Origin of the sequence: Enterococcus sp. 6D12_DIV0197 (genome assembly GCF_002174385.1) — a bacterium.
GTDB classification, from domain to species: Bacteria; Bacillota; Bacilli; order Lactobacillales; family Enterococcaceae; genus Enterococcus_D; species Enterococcus_D casseliflavus.
This window is the reverse complement of sequence record NZ_NIBN01000001.1, coordinates 3,128,641-3,146,346: the sequence shown is the minus strand read 5'-3', so window position 1 is coordinate 3,146,346 and position 17,706 is coordinate 3,128,641. Positions and strand designations below refer to the sequence as shown.

Below are 17,706 nucleotides of genomic sequence, written 5' to 3'. Positions count from 1 at the left end.
TTCAGCTGGTTCCATTTGTTAGTCGAAGCTCAAGAGGATGGTCTTTCTTGCGGTGCCGATTGTACAGCCAGTAATCCATGACGGCAGCGATACAGATGCAGACTGGTGCATCCCGATCATCAACGACATCCAGTACATAATAATCCCCCGTCAATAAGGTCGCCTTATCCATTTCCATGATCTTTTTATTGAAATGATGGATCCCATAGCGATGATTGTAGATATCGCCGTGGACCGCCCAGTGAAGTTGCTGGATATAGTAGAAATCACCCGGCCAGTTAAAGATTTTTTGCAGTGTACCGACTTTCTCAAAGTCTTTGTAGATCTCAAAGCGCGTACCAAAAGTAAAGCTGATTTGTTTGATACTAGCAACCATTTGCCCATTCAAGCGGTAAAGGGAAAGAGCATCGCCCTTAGTTCCCCAACGGCCCACCATTAAAAACAGTGATTTGCCTGTTTCATCTTTGACAATGGTGCGTGTGACTCTGCTAAGTTGTCTTTCTTGGATGAAAAATTCTGACATACTTACGCCTCCTCATGTATCCCCAAAAAGCTGCGTGATTTAAAGATTTTCATCAATTGCCCGAACGATCGCTTTGCCGACACCAGACTCAATATTGGTGTCCGTCAAATACTTCGCGGCTTCTTTTACCTCTAACTCGCCATTTCCCATTGCAAAACTAACGCCTGCCAGTTGCAGCATACTTACGTCATTTAAGTTGTCACCGATCGTCATCACTTCCTCCAGTGAGATCATCCGATCTTTAGCGACATGCGCCACTGCGATTCCTTTTTGCGCGTTTCGGTGGTTGATCTCAATATTGTTTTGTCCAGAAGAAGTCACCACTAAATCGCCGTACCCATCGATGATTTTCGTGATAGGACCCAATACCCGCGCACCATCTTGATGGAAGCAGATCACTTTCAAAAATTCTAATTCTTCGATCGAAAACAACTCACTGAAATCATCGACATAATTGATCGGTAAAAATTCTAAACGGGCTGCTGTCATAGCAATCGCCATCTTATGGGTTAAATGGGGCATTGCTTCTGCCGTGTGGATCGCAAAATTTTCGATCCGACGTGTTTGGCTTTCCGAATAGATCCCGTTGCTCGTGGAGATCTCAAAATAGATGTCGTTTTCTTTTAGTAGGTCGATCAACGAACGAGTTTGTTCATGGCTGATCGGCACAGTAAATAATGAATTACCCGCTTCGTCGTAGACTTGGGCACCATTCAAGGTGATCATTGCACAGTCGATCCCGGCTTCTTGCAGCGGCGGCAAAGCCTCTTTGCGGTTACGGCCAGTTGCGACCATAAATTCGATTCCTTTGGATTGGGTATATTTGATTGCTTGGATATTTTCTTCTGAAATCTGCATACTAGCATTTAAAAGCGTACCATCCATATCAGAAGCAATTAATTTGATCATTGTCAGCGTCCTTTCTTAATCGTTTCTACAAATAGTGTACCATAAATCGCGCATTTTTTTCTTTCGAAGAGTAATTCTTGTTTCTAAGGGGAGGGATTTGTTATCCTAGAAGAAAACAAAGGAGATTCGCCATGAAACGACTATTGGACAATGATTGGCAAGAACAATTGCAGGAATCATTTGAGCAGCCGTACTACCAACAACTGCGGACTTTCTTGAAACAAGAATATGCCCAGCAAACGATCCATCCAGCGATGGATCATATTTATGAAGCCTTAAAACTGACGCCATACCATGACGTAAAAGTCGTCATCTTAGGTCAAGATCCTTATCATGGGCCTCACCAAGCCCACGGACTGTCGTTTTCCGTACAGCCGGGGGTCAAAATACCGCCTTCGTTGCGGAATATTTACAAAGAACTAGCTGATGACTTAGGGATTCCACCTGTGTCCCATGGTTATCTCGTGCCTTGGGCGCAACAAGGGGTCTTATTGTTGAATACCGTGTTGACAGTACGTGAAGGGCAAGCCTATTCACATCACGGGCATGGCTGGGAGCAGCTGACTGATACGATCATCGAAAAATTGAATCAACGAGAAGAACCGGTCATTTTTGTGCTTTGGGGCAAACCCGCCCAAAAGAAAGCCGCGTTGCTAGATACTAGCAAACATATTATTATAACAGCGCCTCATCCAAGTCCGTTATCAGCGCATCGAGGATTCTTTGGTTCGAAGCCTTTTTCTAAGATCAATCAAGCATTGCTGGCGTTAGGGGAAGAACCGATTTCCTGGGCGTTGCCCGAAAAAATAACACAGTTGTAAAACTGTGTTATTTAGAATGAGTAAATTTGTGAAAAAGGTAACGATATTTAAAATAATCGACTAATACAGGATTTTTATCTGTTCTTTTTTTCGCAATTATTGTACAATGGAAGGGTATAAAAAAACTGGAGGTCTTTACCCGTGGAATTATTCGAAAGTTTAAAATTTAAAATCGTGCGTCGTCATATCAAAATCGTTTTTCCTGAAGCAACAGATCCTCGTATCCTAGGTGCTGCTAGCCGTTTACGTTCAGAAGAATTAATTGAACCTGTTTTGATCGGTAACCCGGTTGAAATCGAAAAAGCAGCGGAAGCTCGCGGAATCAACGTATCAAACTTTGAAATTTTAGATCCTGAAAATTATGATCGTTGGGATGAAATGGTTGAAGCTTTTGTGGAACGCCGCAACGGCAAAGCAACGAAAGAACAAGCAGAAGAAATCTTAAAAGATGTCAACTATTTCGGTACAATGTTGACTTACATGGGCATTACTGAAGGAATGGTTTCAGGAGCGATCCATTCTACGGGTGATACAGTAAGACCCGCTTTACAAATCATCAAAACAAAACCAGGCATTAGCCGTACAAGTGGTGCTTTCTTAATGGTTCGTGGTCGTGACCAAGAAAAATACTTGTTCTCAGACTGTGCCATCAATGTAAACCCAACTGCACAAGAATTGGCAGAAATCGCTGTTGACTCAGCGAAAACCGCTGAATTATTTGAAATCGATCCAAAAGTTGCTATGTTAAGCTTCTCAACGAAAGGGTCTGCGAAAGCACCAGAAGTAGATAAAGTCGTTGAAGCAACAAAAATCGCCAAAGAATTGGCACCAGAATACCAAATCGATGGAGAATTGCAATTCGATGCTGCGTATATCTCAGCAGTTGCGCAATTGAAAGCTCCTGAATCTGAAGTAGCAGGTAAAGCAACCGTCTTTGTTTTCCCAGATTTACAATCAGGAAACATTGGCTACAAGATCGCCCAACGTTTCGGTAACTTTGAAGCAATTGGACCAATCTTACAAGGATTGAACAAACCAATCTCTGATTTGTCTCGTGGTTCAAATGAAGAAGATGTCTACAAATTATCAATCATTACTGCGGCACAAACACTAATGGAAAAATAAGTAGCCAATCGCTGCACTTATGAAAAACTGATCCCTTGAGGGTCAGTTTTTTGTTTTGCTCTTGGAAAGTTGAGGGCAGCAAAGGAGGAAGTGTGCGCAAAAGCAACGATCCAGTGATCGTCGGGAAATTTTCCCTAAGCTCCTTCTTTACAATTCCTTGAAAAACAAGCTATACTAGCAACTAGTAAATTAGATTGATCAAAGGATGGGGACTATGTTTACCATTAACGACTTAGAAGCAACCGCAGCATTTGCAAAAATCATTGGAGAGGCAGCCGAGCCAGGGGATAATCTGGTATTGACGGGCGATTTAGGTGCTGGCAAAACAACCTTGACGAAAGGCATCGCCTTGGGGCTAGGAATCGAGCAACTGATCAAAAGTCCGACCTATACGATCATTCGTGAATATACCAATGGGCGGCTACCGCTGTATCATATGGATGTCTATCGGGTGGAATACGGTGCAGAAGATTTAGGACTGGATGATTATTTCGAAGGGGATGGCTTGTGTGTGATCGAATGGGGCAATCTCTTAGAAGCCTCCCTGCCAGAGGATTATTTAGAACTGATTTTGGAAAAAGATGATACAGATGAACAAAAACGTCTTGTGAAATGTCATGCATATGGCACCAAAGCAACCGCCTTTTTGCAACGGATCACAACAAAATGGCAGGCAGCCCATGAGTGAGATCCAATTACAGATCAAAGAAGCTACGGGTGCTGATGCCAAAGCTGTGTTAGCAGTCAGTCAACAGCTAGGAGAAGAAACGGATTTTCTTTTGATGGACGAAAGCGGCTTGGCGTTGCCAGAAGCCTTATTGGCAGAACAGCTGGACGCTATCTATGAACGGGACGACTATTTGCTGTTGTTGGCATTTGATCAAGAACAATTGATCGCCATGGCATCAGTCAAAGGCCATGAAGAGTGGCAATTAGCCCATGTCGGGGAGATCGGTATCTCGATTTTAAAAGACTATTGGGGCTTAGGCTTAGGTTCGCTCCTGATTGAAGAATTACTGGACTGGGTAGTAGAAGTTGGCGAATTGACCCGCATCGAGTTGACCGTTCAAGCGAGAAATTTACGGGCGATCCATCTGTATCAAAAATTTGGTTTTTTAACAGAAGGCTGTATGAAAGAAGCGGTGCAAACCCGCGAGGGGCAAAAAGTTGACGTCTTGATGATGGCACGTCTTTTTGAATCATAAAAAAGGAGTGAAGGAAATGGAGTTTCGGGAACCGACGATCGCAGACTGCGATCAAATCGAAGCGTATCGGCAAGCCTTCGAGAAGAATCAAGAAGTCATCCATGGTGGGGCAGGACTTGTAGAAAGTCCGACAGCCAAAGACTGGCTAGAGGGATTGGTGGATTTTAAAACAGCAGAAACGGTACCAGAAGGATTCGTTCCCGCCCGTACCTATCTGGCTATCCAAGATCAAAAAGTGGTCGGTCTCTTGAATCTGCGTCTGACACTTAATGCGTATTTGCGACAAATTGGCGGACACATCGGGTATTCAGTGCACCCAGACCATCGAAAGCAAGGCATCGGCTCGGCAATGTTGGCACAGTCATTGGTAAAGGCCAAACAATTTGGCTTGAACAACGTGTTAGTAACCTGTGAAGAAGCCAATCGCGCCTCCGCCAAAGTCATTGAAAACAACGGTGGTAAATTGACAGAAAAAGTCATTGATCCTGAAGATGGCGCTATAATCTGTCATTATTGGATCGATCTGACTTAAAATGAATCCTTCCTTAAATGAAAACGTGCGTCCTAAAGGCTAGCGCAATGCTGACTTTAGGACGCACGTTCTTATTTATTTGACTAAAACCAATTTTTTTAATGGATCGATACCAAATTCTTCTTCTTGACGCAATAAGATTTGGGCACATGCCCGACTATCTTCTAGTGCATCATGGTGGTTTAGTAAAGGAATCTGTAATTGCTCACAAACCGTGTTTAATTTGTGGTTCGTAAATTCTGGATACAGCTTGCGGCTCGTTCGCACCGTGCATAAGGAAAGATAATTTGGTTGTGACAACCCATAATAATCAAGACATCCCGCCAAAACTCCAGTATCAAAACCAGCGTTATGCGCAACGATCAAACTGTTCAGTTGATAATATTGTTGGATTTGTTTCCATACGTCAGGAAACTTAGGCGCTTCTTGTACATCTTCTGGACGGATGCCATGAATTTGAATGTTTTTCCAAAAAAATTCCGTTTCCGGTTGGATCAATGTGTAATATTCGCCCACGATTTTGCTATCTTGTACCATGACTAGTGCAAGGGAACAGGCACTATGCTTTTGATAATTTGCTGTTTCAAAGTCCATTGCGATAAAATTCATCAGACTCACCTCATTGCCATTCTAGCACAAAATCAAAGAATGAAAAGCGAACAAACGTTAAGAAAAACTGAAGTTTTCCTACGGTTAGTTGAGATCCAGTTCCACCGGACAATGGTCACTGCCAATGATATCTGTATGGATCTTGGCGTCTAGCAAGCGCTCATTTAAGTCATCCGAAACGACAAAGTAATCGATGCGCCAGCCAGCATTGTTTTTGCGAGCGTTGAAACGGTAGCTCCACCAAGAATAAATACCTTCTGCATCTGGATAGAAATAGCGGAACGTATCGGTAAAGCCAGCAGCCAAAAGAGTCGAAAACTTTTCCCGTTCTTCAGGTGTAAACCCAGCACTTTTTTGATTGGTTTTCCAGTTTTTGATGTCGATATTTTTATGGGCAACATTCAAATCACCACAGAGAATCACTGGCTTTTGTTGTTTCAATTCAGTCAAGTAAGCCAAAAAGGCATCTTCCCAAGTCATGCGATAATCCAAGCGGCGCAATTCATTTTGGGAATTTGGTGTGTAGCAAGTAATCAAGAAAAATTCAGGATACTCCAGCGTGATGACGCGACCTTCCGTATCATGTTCTTCGATTCCTAATCCATAACGGACCGATAGTGCAGGTTCTTTTGCGAAAATTGCTGTGCCAGAATAGCCTTTCTTCTCCGCATAATTCCAGTATTGATGATAGCCTGGTAAATCCAATTCGATCTGACCTTCTTGCAGCTTTGTTTCTTGTAAACAAAAGAAATCAGCATCGAGGGCTTCAAACACTTCAGAAAAATTTTTTTTAACGATGGCCCGTAAACCATTCACATTCCAAGAAATAAATTTCATTGAGACTCCTCCTTCTTTTCCACTACGCCTCCCATTTTACCTAAAAAAGCCAGAAGCGCAAAGCAAGTGAGCGGAATGAGGAAAACAAGGAGGAAGAATAAGGATTAAATTTGGATGCTAGAGAAAATTCGTTTGTAGTACGGAAAAGGAACGATGGCTCCTTACGTTTACTTCCATTTTATGATACAGTCATTTTGAAAAGGGGGCAGTTTCATGACGATCAAAGCGCAAGTTTCAGCGAAAATGACTTCGAAAAATCAAATAACTATTCCAAAAAGTGTGCGGCAAATACTAGGCTTAAAAGAGAATCACTGGGTAATTTTTGAATTTACCCCAGAAGGTGAGATCAAGGTAAGAGGCGAAAAAGCAGCGCCTTCCTTTTGAAGCTTTTTGGAAACAAGAATTAGCGATCATAGAAGAAATGGGAAAATTTGACACAGGTGAGATGTTTTTTGAAAAAGATTTAGGTGAGGAGAACATTGAATGGTAAGGCAAGGAGATATTCTTTTATTGACTTAAATCCCACCAAAGGAAATGAAATGGCAAAAAAAAGACCGAGTGTAGTGGTTAGTAATGATTATTATAACAAGAGTTTCAATACCATCTTAGTGATGCCAATCAGTAGCTCAAAAAAATATGTAGAAGAAAAATTTGCTCGATCGAATGCGTTTCAAACAGTTACCGAAACACAATAAAGTAAAGTTCAAGGGTCGATTCTTTGTCAGCATATTTGCAGTGTGGACTTCTTGCATCGCAGCAACTTAGAAGTATTCGATAAAGTCACTACGGAGATGAAAGAACGATTATCTGAAATAACAAAACACTTTTTTTGAAGCTTACTCTTTATTAATCAAGTCATTCGAAAAGAGGCGCTTATGGGTCATTCGACCATTAAGCTTTTCTTTGATTCACCAGAGGTAGCAACTTTTCCTTGAACATGCTAAAATAAGTGAGATGTTTATTGTGAAAGGAAACCTTCTCGTGAATAAAGACTTGATGATTGCGCAATTCCCTGAAATTGCCTTATTAAAAGATGAACCCTTATTGAACTATACGTATACAAAAACTGGTGGACCGGCAGACATTTTGGCTTTTCCCAAAACAGCAGATGAAGCCAAACAGCTACTTGATTATTGCCGAGAACAAGCGATTCCTTGGATCGTCTTAGGAAATGCCAGCAACTTGATCGTCCGTGACGGTGGTATTCGTGGCGTGGTGATCATGCTATCAGAAATGAACCAAATCGTGGTAGACGGCACTTCTTTGATCGTCGATGCTGGAGCAAAGTTGATCGATACCACCTATGTCGCTTTGCATGAATCGTTGACTGGTTTTGAATTTGCCTGCGGGATTCCTGGCAGTGTCGGCGGTGCCGTCTTTATGAATGCTGGCGCCTATGATGGCGAAATCCAAGATGTCTTTGCGTCCTGCGACGTTTTGCTGGCTAATGGTCAAATCGTGACTTATACCAAGGAAGAAATGGAATTTGCTTATCGTCATAGCAAATTGCAAGAGCAAAAGATGATCATTTTGAGCAGTCGCTTTGATTTAGCAAAAGGCGATCAAGAGCAAATCAAAAAGCGGATGGATGAACTGACAGAATTGCGGCAATTGAAGCAACCGCTAGAATACCCCTCTTGTGGGAGTGTCTTTAAACGTCCAGTCGGTCATTTTACCGGAAAGCTGATCCAAGATGCAGGCTTACAAGGATTGAAATGGGGCGGAGCCCAAATTTCGGAAAAACATGCGGGCTTTATCGTGAATGTCGATCAAGCCACTGCAACGGATTACGTTGAACTGATCGCTCATATCCAACAAGTCATCAAAGAAACCTTTGATGTCACCTTAGAAACAGAAGTCCGAATCATCGGCGAAGAATAGATTAGCGAAAAGATTGTCCCGAGGGGCAGTCTTTTTTTATGAGAGCTGATAAAAAAGAGCTTAGGTTTGTAAGCTTTCTCAGTCTTCGGTACAATAAACGAAAAGGAGTGAGCAGGATGAAAAAGTGGGGACGCGTCATTTTGTTTGTTGGGTTCGCCTTTCTTTTCGGCGGTTGTACGAAATTACCGCAAGAACAGTTTGCCGAACAGTTGACGAATCAGCAAGCAGTGAATGCTGGTGAATTCCAAGCGACGATCGATACCTTTGAGATGGGCAGCAGCAGCGAATACGGTCAAGAAGCCGATAGGTATGCCTCTATGTTGATGTCACAGTTAGTCGGCTCGTCATTTAAAGGGGACTTCGTCCAGGACAAAGAAACCAAAGCGATTTTACTCAATCTGGCAGTCGCTTTTGGGGGGCAGGAGCTGCCGATCAAGCTGATCGTCGATCCAGAAAAACAAGAAGCGTATGTGTCAGCTGAAATCTATGAAACACTGCAAGGGTATATCAGCGCATTTGGTAGTGACAGTTATGGGACAAAACCAGACGCTGCGGAATATGAAGGCAAATACCTGCGCATCGATCAAGAAACCTTAGATTCTTACTTTGGCGAAGGAACTTTTGCAGAGGACGGCGAGGGGACAACCGAAGCAGAAAAAGAGCCTGAAAACCTCTTTACCATGAACAGTCTTTTTCATAATGAGACATTTGCAGACTATCTGAAAACCTTTGAACCGGATGCTTTCAAAAGAGATGGAGATACGATCAGCCACACGTTTACCAAAGAAGAATTGGCAGATTATGCAGATTATGCCCAAGAACACGGCGCCGATCAAAAGCAAGTCGCCGAATTAGAAACGATGTTGGAAGAAGTCGAGCAGTTTGACTTAACCATGACCGTCAATACGAAAACAAATCAGCAGAAAATGGCTTTTCACTTCGTGCAAGCGGATGAGCTGCAAACCACTATCGGAGCCACGGTGACTTTTACAGGGAAGAAAAGTGATACTGCTGTTGCAATCCCTACAGCGGAAGAATTGATTGACCCAGAAGAATTGTTTTCTCCCTATGATTATGGTTGGGATGACAGCTATGACGATGGGTATGAAAATGATTATGATGATGAGTACTGGGATAGCTATGATGAAACCGATGATTGGTCTTCTTATATGCTGACGGATGAGGAGTTTGAAGAACTGCTGCTGCAAATCAAGCAAGAGCTGCCTTATTTGACCCAAGCAGATATCGATGATTATCTGACATTTTATGAAGAGTATTTGACCCAAGAGCAGTATCAAGAGCTTGTCGAAGCACTCCAAGTGACACAAAGTTTATAAGACACTCAAAAGGGAAGCGACCGCCTAAGTTAGCCAAAAAGCTAACTTTGGGCGGTCGCTATTTTTTTAGATACGATTTTTTTTGCGATTCATGACTAAGCGTAAAAGGACGGTTCCAACTGCCATCGTGGCGATTCCCGCTACAATGGCTTCAGGTACACCTTGGGCGAAGATTACACCTAAAATCGCTGCATAGACAGCATTGCCAGCTTTCCCCACAACCTCCGCATATTCTTGCTGGAACAAGAAGTAGATCAAGTTCATTACCAGGATCGTATTCGTCAAGCCTCCAGCGACACCAGCAATCAGTAGCGAAAGACTTTGCTGTTTGTTTTTCCAGATTTTTTGACAGCCTTTGTACACAAAGTAAGGAACGACACCAATCAAAATACGAGGAATCAACGCTACGAGGATCGCTTTCCAGCTTCCTTGATCACTCCCATAAATCGGTACGAAAGGGGAGAAGACAAAAGAAAGCGGGGTGATGATCCAGGTCGAACGCACCATACTGATGATCCCAAAGGCGCCGCCTAAAAAGCCGCCGATCCGAGGGCCTAATACAATGGAAGCGATGATCACAGGAATGTGCATCGTTGTCGCATTGATTGGTCCTAAGGGAATAAACCCAAGAAAGGGAACCGATGCTAAAAGAATCAAGATTCCTAAAAAGAAAGCTGTTAAGACAAGTTCAAAAGTTGATATTTTTTTCATTGTTAGACACTCCGTACTTCCAAAGCAGTCAATGCTTTTTCAAGAATCGTTTCTGTTGCTGCTAATGCGCCTCTGCCGAAATCACCGCAAGCCAGTAACGCTTCACGGGGTTCAATCTCTTGGAAGCCGACTTCTTTCAAACTCCCCAAATTTCTTTGAACAATCGGGTTTTCGTACATGACGGTATTCATGGCTGGCGCAATCAAGCGGGGCACGGATAACGGCAACGCTAAGGCAACTGTTGAGATCAAATCATCGGCTATCCCATGCGCCAGCTTGCCAATACTGTTAGCACTGGCTGGGGCGAGCAAGAAAAGATCGGCTTGTTTGGCTAGTTCAATATGATTGATGCGATCTGGTTGACGTTCTTGCATAACATCCACATGGATCGGGCGTTTGGATAATGACTGTAGAGTCAAAGGCGTAATAAATTGTGTGCTATTTTGAGTCATTAAGACATCCACTGCATAGCCCTTTTTGGTTAATTCATTGGTTAGGTCGGCTGCTTTGTATGCAGAGATACTGCCGCTGACGCCAAGCAGAACGTGTTTTTGTTTCATGTTTCTTTCTCCTTTTCTAAAAAAACATCTAGCTAAGCACGCAGGTCATTGCGTAATGTGTCAACGATCAAGGTTGCGATCTCAGCTTTTGTGCGGCCAGTCCCGATTTGTCCTTCTTGTGTCAAAAGGTGTCCGACATGCTGGTTTCCAGAAATTTGCGTCAAGTCGTTGGCCAACACATAATCCGCTTGGCTAGCCAGCAGACTTTTTCGTGCGACCGCAAACAACTCGGCTTCCGCTACGTCTACTAATAATTTGAATCCGACTAATAAGGTTGTCGGCTGTAATGCTTTGATGGTTTGGATCACTTTCGGGGTTTTCTTCAACACTAAAAACAAATGATCAGTATTGGAAGAAACTTTGCCTGCCGTTGTTTCAGATTGTGTGAGCACGTGTGCCATCAATGCCGGAGTGACCTGGTTGTCATAAGCTGGTAGGGCATCGTTGATTGCTTCATAAAACGCTGCTTCTGAAAAATGAGCAGCAGGGGTGAAATCACTGACTGCCATACTGTGGATCACAGCAGCATACGAATGGGTCGTCAATAAATCGGTCAACCGCGTCAACAAGTCCGTGGTCCCTTCAATGAAATGACAGGTAACGCGTGGATCGGTCGGCGGTTGTTTGGCAGTTTTCGTCGTAACGTAATCGATGGCCACCTCAGGGTATTGCAGCCATTCCTTGGCAATGGCTTGACCAAGTGAGCCCGTGGAATGATTCGTGATTGCACGGACATCATCGATTTTTTCGGAAGTACCGCCAGCCGTAATCAAAATTCTCATTGCGCTTGTGACACCTCAACGATCGTCCGTCCTTGGTGCGTACCAGCTAATAAAGCTGCCAATGTTTCTGGCAAGTCTTCCAAAGTGATGGCTTTCGTGTAAAGCTGATCGATCACATTCCACTCACCCGCTAATTTCTCCCATAATGCCGAGCGGATCTCATGGGAAACATTGACCGAATCGATCCCAATTACGCGAATCCCACGCAAAATAAAGGGTAAGACAGTCGTTTCGATTTTGATTCCACCAGCATTGCCGCATAAGAAGGCACCGCCCCCATACGCGATTTGCGGAAGCACTGCCGCAAGCAATGGACCGCCAACTGTATCGATGACCGCTGCAAACGTTTGTTTTGCTAATGGTTTGACCTTTTCTGGTACCACGTCATCAGGACTAATGATTTTTGCTGCGCCTAGGTCTAACAACCATTGCGCATCGTTTTTCCGAGATAGCGCCACTATATTTGTATAGCCCAGTTTTTTCAATAAAGCAATGCTGACACTGCCGACGCCACCGCTAGCGCCTGTCACCAAAATAGCAGCGTCTTTTGCTAAGTGCAGCTGTTCTAATTCTTGCACTGCTAAAGCTGCTGTGAACCCAGCAGTGCCATAGGTCATACTGTCTTTTGCTGAAAAACCAGCAGAACGTTTCACGAGCCACTCGGCTGGGACCCGTTGAAATTGACTGTAACCGCCTGGGTGAGAAACCCCTAAGCCATAACCTGTCACTAAGACTTGGTCGCCTGGGGCAAAATCAGCAGACTGACTGTCCACGACTTCCCCTGCTAAATCGATTCCCGGCGTCATCGGATACGTGCGGATCACGCCGCCATTTTCTTTTGCTGCCAAGGCATCTTTGTAATTGACATCTGAGTAATCAACACGGACAAGCACATCGCCTGCTGGCAGCTCGTCAAGGGTTGCAGTTGTGAGTGAAGCAGTAAAATTTGGTTCATTCATGACACGAAAGGTAGAGAAATTCGTCATTTCAGACACTCCTTTGATGGTTTGTACTCATAATACCATAAGTTTTATTTTTTTAACCAGTGAAGCAAGAAAAGGCAGGTCTTCTTATCAAAAAATCAGTAAAAACAGATTATTATTAAATCTACCTTTTCTTCTTTAAAATAGAAGTTGTTCTTTTAAACCTGTGAAAAGCGAAAATGACGGGACCGCCATTCCTTTCCTTTATAATACAAGCGTTTAGCGTCACTCCTTTTTTTGATCAGAGAGAAAAGAATTCAAAAAAATGAAGAAAAAAAGCTTGTGTTTTTTGCAATTATTTGTATACTAGAAAAAGTGAAATTAAACATGAAGTTTACTTATAGCAAACTTTTTTATTTGAAGTTGTGTCAATCAAAGGGGGAATGAACATGGAGATTGGCGAGAAGCTGCGCAATTTGCGCGTTCAAAAGAATTTGACCCAAGAAGAATTAGGCGAGCGGACCGATTTGACGAAAGGCTATATCTCACAGTTGGAGCGTGATTTGAGTTCGCCTTCTATGGAAACTTTTTTTACGATCTTAGAAGTTTTAGGCGTGACACCAGAGGAATTTTTCCGAGAAGAAAATGCGCAGCATCAAGTGGTTTATCGCGAAGAAGACAGCACGCTTTATTATGATGAAGAAAATGGCTATGAATTGAAGTGGCTGATTCCCGATTCCAATGAAAAAGAAATGGAGCCAGTCTTGCTGACCTTTGATAAAGCGGGCGAATACAAGACCTTTGAACCATCGTTAGCAGAAACATTTATCTATGTCTTAGAGGGCAGTGTGGCCTTGACACTAGGAGAAACGCAGTACAAGGCTCGTAAAGGCCAATCGATTTATTATCAGGCGACTGAGCCGCATCAATTAAAAAATATTGCGGGCAAAAAAAGCCGTGTGCTTGTAGTCGTGACAGATTCTTATTTATAGTACAGGAGGAAAGAGTGTGGGAAAAACAATAATTTCATTCAACAATGTGGTGAAGCGATTTGATGATGATGAAACAGTTTTGAAAAAAGTGAGTTTTGATATTGAAGAAGGTCGCTTTTATACATTGTTAGGTCCTTCAGGTTGTGGAAAAACAACCATCTTACGCATCATTGCGGGTTTTTCGGACGCAACAGAAGGCGACGTTTATTTTGATGGACAAAGAATCAATGACGTTCCTGCCAATCAACGGCAAGTGAATACTGTCTTTCAAGATTACGCCTTATTCCCACATATGAACGTTTTTGAAAATGTGGCATTTGGTCTGCGAATCAAAAAATTACCAAAAGATGAAGTGAATAAAAAAGTCTTAGAAGCGTTGCGGCTAGTACAACTTCCTGGTTATGAGAATCGTGAAATCAGCGAAATGTCTGGAGGTCAACGCCAACGGGTCGCAATCGCACGAGCGATCGTCAATGAACCCAAAGTATTGCTCCTGGATGAACCATTGTCCGCATTGGATTTGAAATTGCGAACCGACATGCAATACGAGCTGCGGGAATTGCAGCAGCGACTAGGCATCACCTTTATTTTTGTCACCCATGACCAAGAAGAAGCGTTGGCGATGAGTGATGAGATTTTCGTTATGAACAAAGGGAAGATCGTCCAAAGCGGCACACCAGTGGATATTTACGATGAACCAATCAACCATTTCGTGGCGGATTTTGTCGGTGAAAGCAACATCGTCACAGGTACGATGATCGAAGACAACTTAGTGGAGTTTGTCGGCAAGCAATTTGAATGTGTCGATGGCGGGATGCGGCCGAATGAAGCTGTTGAGATCGTGATCCGTCCAGAAGATTTGAATTTGACGACGGCGGAAAAAGGCAAGCTGGTCGTTGAAGTAGACACGCAATTGTTCCGAGGCGTGCATTACGAGATCATTTGTTATGACGAACAAGGCAACGAATGGATGGTTCACTCTACAAGAAAAGCCACTGAAGGAAGCAAGATCGGGCTTTCCTTTGAACCAGAAGACATCCACGTCATGCGTTTCAATGAGTCCGAAGAAGATTTTGATGCTCGTTTAGAGAGCTACGAAGATTAGGAGGGAAAGCTAATGACGAAAATGCGTCGTTTTTATGCGATACCCTATGTCTTTTGGTTATTGCTATTTGTTATTGCACCAGTCTTATTGATCATCTACCAATCCTTTTTTGATATGAACGGCAACTTTTCGCTGGTCAATTATCAAAGCTACTTAGGTTCTGGCAAATATTTGATCATGACCTTAAACTCGGTTTGGTATGCCTTTTTGATCACCGTGATTACCTTAGTGATCAGCTACCCGACAGCCTATTTCTTAACTAAGCTGCGTCACAAAGATTTGTGGCTGCTGTTGATCATCTTACCAACGTGGGTCAACTTATTGTTAAAAGCCTATGCGTTTATTGGGATTTTCGGCATTCATGGCAGTGTCAACAACTTCCTAGAAATCATGGGTGTTGGACCAAAGCAGATTTTGTTTACCGACTTTAGCTTTTTGACGGTTGCCGTCTATATCGAACTGCCCTTTATGATCATGCCGATTTTTAATGCCTTAGAAGAAATGAATCCCTCTTTGATCAGTGCCAGTCGCGATTTAGGGGCAAACAGCTATGATACGTTTCGACGAGTGATTTTCCCTCTGTCGTTAAACGGTGTGAAAAGCGGCGTCCAAGCCGTCTTCATTCCGTCGCTCTCCCTCTTCATGTTGACCCGTTTGATTGGGGGCAATCGCGTAATCACGCTTGGTACGGCGATCGAGCAGCACTTTCTCGTTACCCAAAACTGGGGCATGGGTTCGACCATCGGCGTCATTTTGATCATCGCTATGTTCCTCGTGATGCTGTTTACGGGAGAAAAGAAAAAAGGAGGGCAACGTAAATGAAAAAATTTCGCTGGTCGAATCTTTATCTGATCGTCGTCTTTATTCTTTTGTACGTGCCGATCTTTTATTTGATTTTCTATTCCTTCAATGAAGGAGGCACCATGAATGCTTTTACGGGTTTCACTTTTGAACATTACCAATCCGTCTTTCAAGATACCCGCTTGATGATCATCGTGTTGAACACCTTTATGCTGGCATTTTTATCAGCATTACTGGCAACGATCATCGGCACATTTGGTGCGATGGGCATCTACTATACCCGCAAACGCCGAACGAGAACGGCATTGTTGAGTTTGAATAATATTTTGTTGGTTTCACCAGATGTCATCATTGGTGCTAGCTTCTTGATTTTCTTTACGATGATCGGCAACTTGTTCCGTGGGTTTAGCTTAGGCTTTTTCAGCGTATTGCTTTCGCATATCGCCTTTAGTATCCCGATCGTGGTGTTGATGGTCTTGCCGAAACTGCAAGAGATGAACGATTCAATGATCGATGCTGCCCGTGATTTAGGCGCGAATAATTTTCAAGTCATTAAAAATATCATTTTGCCTTTCTTGACACCGGGCATCATCGCCGGCTATTTCATGGCCTTTACTTATTCACTCGATGATTTTGCCGTGACATTCTTTGTGACAGGCAATGGCTTTAGTACCTTATCGGTAGAGATCTATTCTAGAGCACGTCAAGGAATCAGTTTAGAAATCAATGCATTAAGTACACTTGTCTTCTTATTCTCCATGATCCTGGTGGTAGGCTATTACTTTATCAGTAAAGAAAACGGCGCGAAGAAATTGCGTAAAAACCGCCGTGTGGAGGTGGCAAATCTGCGATGAAACGACTACAATCTCTGATTATCGGTATTGTTGCGATCGTCCTGATCTTGCTCTTTGGTGTCCGTGAATTGGAACGCTCCTCTGGTATGGCAGGTGCTGAGGTCGTCAACATCTACAACTGGGGCGACTACATCGACCCAGATTTGATCAGTAAGTTTGAAGAAGAGACTGGCTACAAGGTCAATTATGAAACCTTTGACTCAAATGAAGCGATGTTCACGAAGATCCAACAAGGTGGTACGTCCTATGACATCGCCATACCGAGTGAATACATGATTGAGAAAATGATGGAACAAAATCTTTTAAAACCATTGGATCACAGCAAAATCAAAGGGCTAGACAATATCGACCCTCGCTTTTTAGACCTGAGTTTTGATCCTGGCAATCAATATTCGATCCCTTATTTCTGGGGAACACTGGGGATCGTCTATAACGATAAGTTCTTTGATGAAGGTGAGATCACCCAATGGGACGATCTTTGGAAACCCGAATTAGCAAATAGCATCATGCTGATCGATGGCGCGCGTGAAGTGATGGGATTAGGTTTGGACAGCTTAGGCTATTCTCTAAACAGCAAAGACGATGATCAGCTGCAAGAGGCATTCAATAAGCTGCGGACCATGACCCCAAACATCAAAGCCATCGTCGCAGATGAAATCAAGATGTACATGGCAAATGAAGAAGCATCGGTTGCGGTCACATTTTCTGGGGAAGCAGCCGACATGATGTACGAAAACGAGCACATTCATTATGTGATCCCTTCGGAAGGTTCCAACCTGTGGTTTGATAATATGGTCATTCCTAAGACCTCACAAAACGAAGCCGGTGCTTACGCCTTCTTGAACTTTATGCTAGAACCCGAGAACGCTGCACAAAACGCAGAATACATCGGCTATTCCACACCTAACCAAGAAGCCATGGCATTACTGCCTGACGAGATCACCGAAGACGAACAATTCTATCCATCCGATGAATTGATGGAACACCTCGAAGTCTATGAAAACTTAGGTGCTGAGTATCTGGGCATCTATAATGATTTGTTCTTGGAATTGAAGATGTATCGGAAATAAGCAAACTGCCATTAAGCAGGGAATGGATCCTGTTTAATGGCAGTTTTTTATAATTTACTATGACATATCAAATGAACTTCTAGGAATATGTATTAGAAAAGAAAATTTATAGAGAATAAACCTGCAATT

22 protein-coding genes are annotated in these 17,706 nt (G+C 43.1%); 14 read left to right on the top strand and 8 right to left on the bottom strand.

Annotation, left to right across the window (positions count from 1 at the left end):
• Window position 1 precedes the first annotated feature (1 nt).
• Both A5867_RS14720 and A5867_RS14715 read right to left on the bottom strand, forming a co-directional pair.
• Window positions 2–523 carry a hypothetical protein gene (locus A5867_RS14720; RefSeq protein ID WP_087627902.1) on the bottom strand — a complete coding sequence of 174 codons (522 nt, stop codon included), beginning with the start codon at window positions 521–523 and terminating at the stop codon, window positions 2–4.
• Between the two features lie 39 nt (window positions 524–562).
• Entirely contained in the window at window positions 563–1,432 is an 870-nt protein-coding gene (locus A5867_RS14715; protein WP_087627901.1) for a Cof-type HAD-IIB family hydrolase, read from the bottom strand.
• Between the two features lie 131 nt (window positions 1,433–1,563).
• On the opposite strand from A5867_RS14715, the gene A5867_RS14710 reads away from it, so the two are divergent.
• The 5 genes from A5867_RS14710 (at window position 1,564) to A5867_RS14690 (ending at window position 5,115) form a co-directional block, all read left to right on the top strand.
• Window positions 1,564–2,253 (top strand): uracil-DNA glycosylase, encoded by a 690-nt coding sequence (locus tag A5867_RS14710; RefSeq protein ID WP_015510245.1) that lies wholly within the window; start codon window positions 1,564–1,566, stop codon window positions 2,251–2,253.
• 141 nt (window positions 2,254–2,394) lie between these two features.
• Window positions 2,395–3,378, top strand: a complete 984-nt coding sequence (pta, locus tag A5867_RS14705; protein ID WP_010749890.1) for a phosphate acetyltransferase — start codon at window positions 2,395–2,397, stop codon at window positions 3,376–3,378.
• Between the two features lie 214 nt (window positions 3,379–3,592).
• A complete protein-coding gene (gene tsaE, locus A5867_RS14700; protein WP_010749889.1) occupies window positions 3,593–4,066 on the top strand; it encodes a tRNA (adenosine(37)-N6)-threonylcarbamoyltransferase complex ATPase subunit type 1 TsaE in 474 nt (157 codons plus the stop codon).
• Complete coding sequence (locus A5867_RS14695) at window positions 4,059–4,583, top strand: GNAT family N-acetyltransferase (protein ID WP_010749888.1); 525 nt, start codon at window positions 4,059–4,061, stop codon at window positions 4,581–4,583. The genes tsaE and A5867_RS14695 overlap by 8 nt, the downstream gene beginning before the upstream one ends.
• Before the next feature lie 16 nt (window positions 4,584–4,599).
• The gene (locus tag A5867_RS14690) at window positions 4,600–5,115 is read left to right on the top strand and encodes a GNAT family N-acetyltransferase (RefSeq protein ID WP_010749887.1); all 516 of its coding nucleotides are present in this window, start codon (window positions 4,600–4,602) and stop codon (window positions 5,113–5,115) included.
• A 75-nt stretch (window positions 5,116–5,190) separates the two neighbouring features.
• On the opposite strand, the gene A5867_RS14685 is transcribed toward A5867_RS14690, so the two are convergent.
• Together A5867_RS14685 and A5867_RS14680 are read right to left on the bottom strand one after the other, a co-directional pair.
• Complete coding sequence (locus A5867_RS14685) at window positions 5,191–5,724, bottom strand: 3'-5' exonuclease (protein WP_010749886.1); 534 nt, start codon at window positions 5,722–5,724, stop codon at window positions 5,191–5,193.
• An 84-nt stretch (window positions 5,725–5,808) separates the two neighbouring features.
• The gene (locus A5867_RS14680) at window positions 5,809–6,561 is read right to left on the bottom strand and encodes an exodeoxyribonuclease III (protein WP_005234144.1); all 753 of its coding nucleotides are present in this window, start codon (window positions 6,559–6,561) and stop codon (window positions 5,809–5,811) included.
• Between the two features lie 213 nt (window positions 6,562–6,774).
• Between A5867_RS14680 and A5867_RS18240 the strand changes: the two genes are divergently transcribed.
• From A5867_RS18240 to A5867_RS14660, 4 genes are all read left to right on the top strand, one after another.
• Window positions 6,775–6,945: an AbrB/MazE/SpoVT family DNA-binding domain-containing protein gene (locus A5867_RS18240; RefSeq protein WP_230319084.1), complete on the top strand. Its 171-nt coding sequence runs from the start codon at window positions 6,775–6,777 to the stop codon at window positions 6,943–6,945.
• A 155-nt stretch (window positions 6,946–7,100) separates the two neighbouring features.
• Complete coding sequence (locus tag A5867_RS18235) at window positions 7,101–7,256, top strand: type II toxin-antitoxin system PemK/MazF family toxin (RefSeq protein ID WP_228766564.1); 156 nt, start codon at window positions 7,101–7,103, stop codon at window positions 7,254–7,256.
• 286 nt (window positions 7,257–7,542) lie between these two features.
• Window positions 7,543–8,442 (top strand): UDP-N-acetylmuramate dehydrogenase, encoded by a 900-nt coding sequence (murB, locus tag A5867_RS14665; protein WP_015510243.1) that lies wholly within the window; start codon window positions 7,543–7,545, stop codon window positions 8,440–8,442.
• Window positions 8,443–8,558: 116 nt separating this feature from the next.
• Window positions 8,559–9,779 carry a hypothetical protein gene (locus A5867_RS14660; protein WP_087627900.1) on the top strand — a complete coding sequence of 407 codons (1,221 nt, stop codon included), beginning with the start codon at window positions 8,559–8,561 and terminating at the stop codon, window positions 9,777–9,779.
• A gap of 66 nt (window positions 9,780–9,845) precedes the next feature.
• Here the strand turns inward: A5867_RS14660 and A5867_RS14655 are convergent, their stop codons facing one another.
• From A5867_RS14655 to A5867_RS14640, 4 genes are read right to left on the bottom strand one after another with little or no spacing between them, the layout of a single operon-like run.
• Window positions 9,846–10,490 carry an ECF transporter S component gene (locus A5867_RS14655; protein WP_005228527.1) on the bottom strand — a complete coding sequence of 215 codons (645 nt, stop codon included), beginning with the start codon at window positions 10,488–10,490 and terminating at the stop codon, window positions 9,846–9,848.
• A 2-nt stretch (window positions 10,491–10,492) separates the two neighbouring features.
• On the bottom strand, window positions 10,493–11,050 hold the full coding sequence (gene coaC / locus A5867_RS14650; protein WP_087627899.1) for a phosphopantothenoylcysteine decarboxylase: 558 nt from the start codon (window positions 11,048–11,050) through the stop codon (window positions 10,493–10,495).
• A 32-nt stretch (window positions 11,051–11,082) separates the two neighbouring features.
• Entirely contained in the window at window positions 11,083–11,832 is a 750-nt protein-coding gene (coaB, locus tag A5867_RS14645; protein WP_087627898.1) for a phosphopantothenate--cysteine ligase, read from the bottom strand.
• Window positions 11,829–12,818, bottom strand: a complete 990-nt coding sequence (locus A5867_RS14640; protein WP_086337942.1) for an acryloyl-CoA reductase — start codon at window positions 12,816–12,818, stop codon at window positions 11,829–11,831. Before A5867_RS14640 ends, coaB begins: the two co-directional genes overlap by 4 nt.
• 386 nt (window positions 12,819–13,204) lie before the next feature.
• Here A5867_RS14640 and A5867_RS14635 point away from each other — a divergent pair, with 386 nt between their 5' ends.
• From A5867_RS14635 to A5867_RS14615, 5 genes are read left to right on the top strand one after another with little or no spacing between them, the layout of a single operon-like run.
• The gene (locus tag A5867_RS14635; protein ID WP_015510239.1) at window positions 13,205–13,747 is read left to right on the top strand and encodes an XRE family transcriptional regulator; all 543 of its coding nucleotides are present in this window, start codon (window positions 13,205–13,207) and stop codon (window positions 13,745–13,747) included.
• 16 nt (window positions 13,748–13,763) lie between these two features.
• Entirely contained in the window at window positions 13,764–14,852 is a 1,089-nt protein-coding gene (locus A5867_RS14630; protein ID WP_005228533.1) for an ABC transporter ATP-binding protein, read from the top strand.
• Window positions 14,853–14,864: 12 nt separating this feature from the next.
• Window positions 14,865–15,674: an ABC transporter permease gene (locus A5867_RS14625; protein ID WP_010749878.1), complete on the top strand. Its 810-nt coding sequence runs from the start codon at window positions 14,865–14,867 to the stop codon at window positions 15,672–15,674.
• Window positions 15,671–16,507 carry an ABC transporter permease gene (locus tag A5867_RS14620; protein WP_005228535.1) on the top strand — a complete coding sequence of 279 codons (837 nt, stop codon included), beginning with the start codon at window positions 15,671–15,673 and terminating at the stop codon, window positions 16,505–16,507. Before A5867_RS14625 ends, A5867_RS14620 begins: the two co-directional genes overlap by 4 nt.
• The gene (locus tag A5867_RS14615) at window positions 16,504–17,577 is read left to right on the top strand and encodes an ABC transporter substrate-binding protein (protein ID WP_010749877.1); all 1,074 of its coding nucleotides are present in this window, start codon (window positions 16,504–16,506) and stop codon (window positions 17,575–17,577) included. The genes A5867_RS14620 and A5867_RS14615 overlap by 4 nt, the downstream gene beginning before the upstream one ends.
• Window positions 17,578–17,706 lie beyond the last annotated feature (129 nt).

Coding starts and splice junctions, on each gene's coding strand:
- A5867_RS14680 (WP_005234144.1), bottom strand. CDS start 6,561: ATGAAATTTATTTCTTGGAATGTGAATGGTTTACGGGCCATCGTTAAA.
- A5867_RS14715 (WP_087627901.1), bottom strand. CDS start 1,432: ATGATCAAATTAATTGCTTCTGATATGGATGGTACGCTTTTAAATGCT.
- A5867_RS18235 (WP_228766564.1), top strand. CDS start 7,101: ATGGCAAAAAAAAGACCGAGTGTAGTGGTTAGTAATGATTATTATAAC.
- tsaE (WP_010749889.1), top strand. CDS start 3,593: ATGTTTACCATTAACGACTTAGAAGCAACCGCAGCATTTGCAAAAATC.
- A5867_RS14640 (WP_086337942.1), bottom strand. CDS start 12,818: ATGACGAATTTCTCTACCTTTCGTGTCATGAATGAACCAAATTTTACT.
- A5867_RS14625 (WP_010749878.1), top strand. CDS start 14,865: ATGACGAAAATGCGTCGTTTTTATGCGATACCCTATGTCTTTTGGTTA.
- A5867_RS14685 (WP_010749886.1), bottom strand. CDS start 5,724: ATGAATTTTATCGCAATGGACTTTGAAACAGCAAATTATCAAAAGCAT.
- coaC (WP_087627899.1), bottom strand. CDS start 11,050: ATGAAACAAAAACACGTTCTGCTTGGCGTCAGCGGCAGTATCTCTGCA.
- A5867_RS14615 (WP_010749877.1), top strand. CDS start 16,504: ATGAAACGACTACAATCTCTGATTATCGGTATTGTTGCGATCGTCCTG.
- A5867_RS18240 (WP_230319084.1), top strand. CDS start 6,775: ATGACGATCAAAGCGCAAGTTTCAGCGAAAATGACTTCGAAAAATCAA.
- A5867_RS14690 (WP_010749887.1), top strand. CDS start 4,600: ATGGAGTTTCGGGAACCGACGATCGCAGACTGCGATCAAATCGAAGCG.
- A5867_RS14720 (WP_087627902.1), bottom strand. CDS start 523: ATGTCAGAATTTTTCATCCAAGAAAGACAACTTAGCAGAGTCACACGC.
- coaB (WP_087627898.1), bottom strand. CDS start 11,832: ATGAGAATTTTGATTACGGCTGGCGGTACTTCCGAAAAAATCGATGAT.
- A5867_RS14620 (WP_005228535.1), top strand. CDS start 15,671: ATGAAAAAATTTCGCTGGTCGAATCTTTATCTGATCGTCGTCTTTATT.
- A5867_RS14695 (WP_010749888.1), top strand. CDS start 4,059: ATGAGTGAGATCCAATTACAGATCAAAGAAGCTACGGGTGCTGATGCC.
- A5867_RS14710 (WP_015510245.1), top strand. CDS start 1,564: ATGAAACGACTATTGGACAATGATTGGCAAGAACAATTGCAGGAATCA.
- A5867_RS14655 (WP_005228527.1), bottom strand. CDS start 10,490: ATGAAAAAAATATCAACTTTTGAACTTGTCTTAACAGCTTTCTTTTTA.
- A5867_RS14660 (WP_087627900.1), top strand. CDS start 8,559: ATGAAAAAGTGGGGACGCGTCATTTTGTTTGTTGGGTTCGCCTTTCTT.
- A5867_RS14635 (WP_015510239.1), top strand. CDS start 13,205: ATGGAGATTGGCGAGAAGCTGCGCAATTTGCGCGTTCAAAAGAATTTG.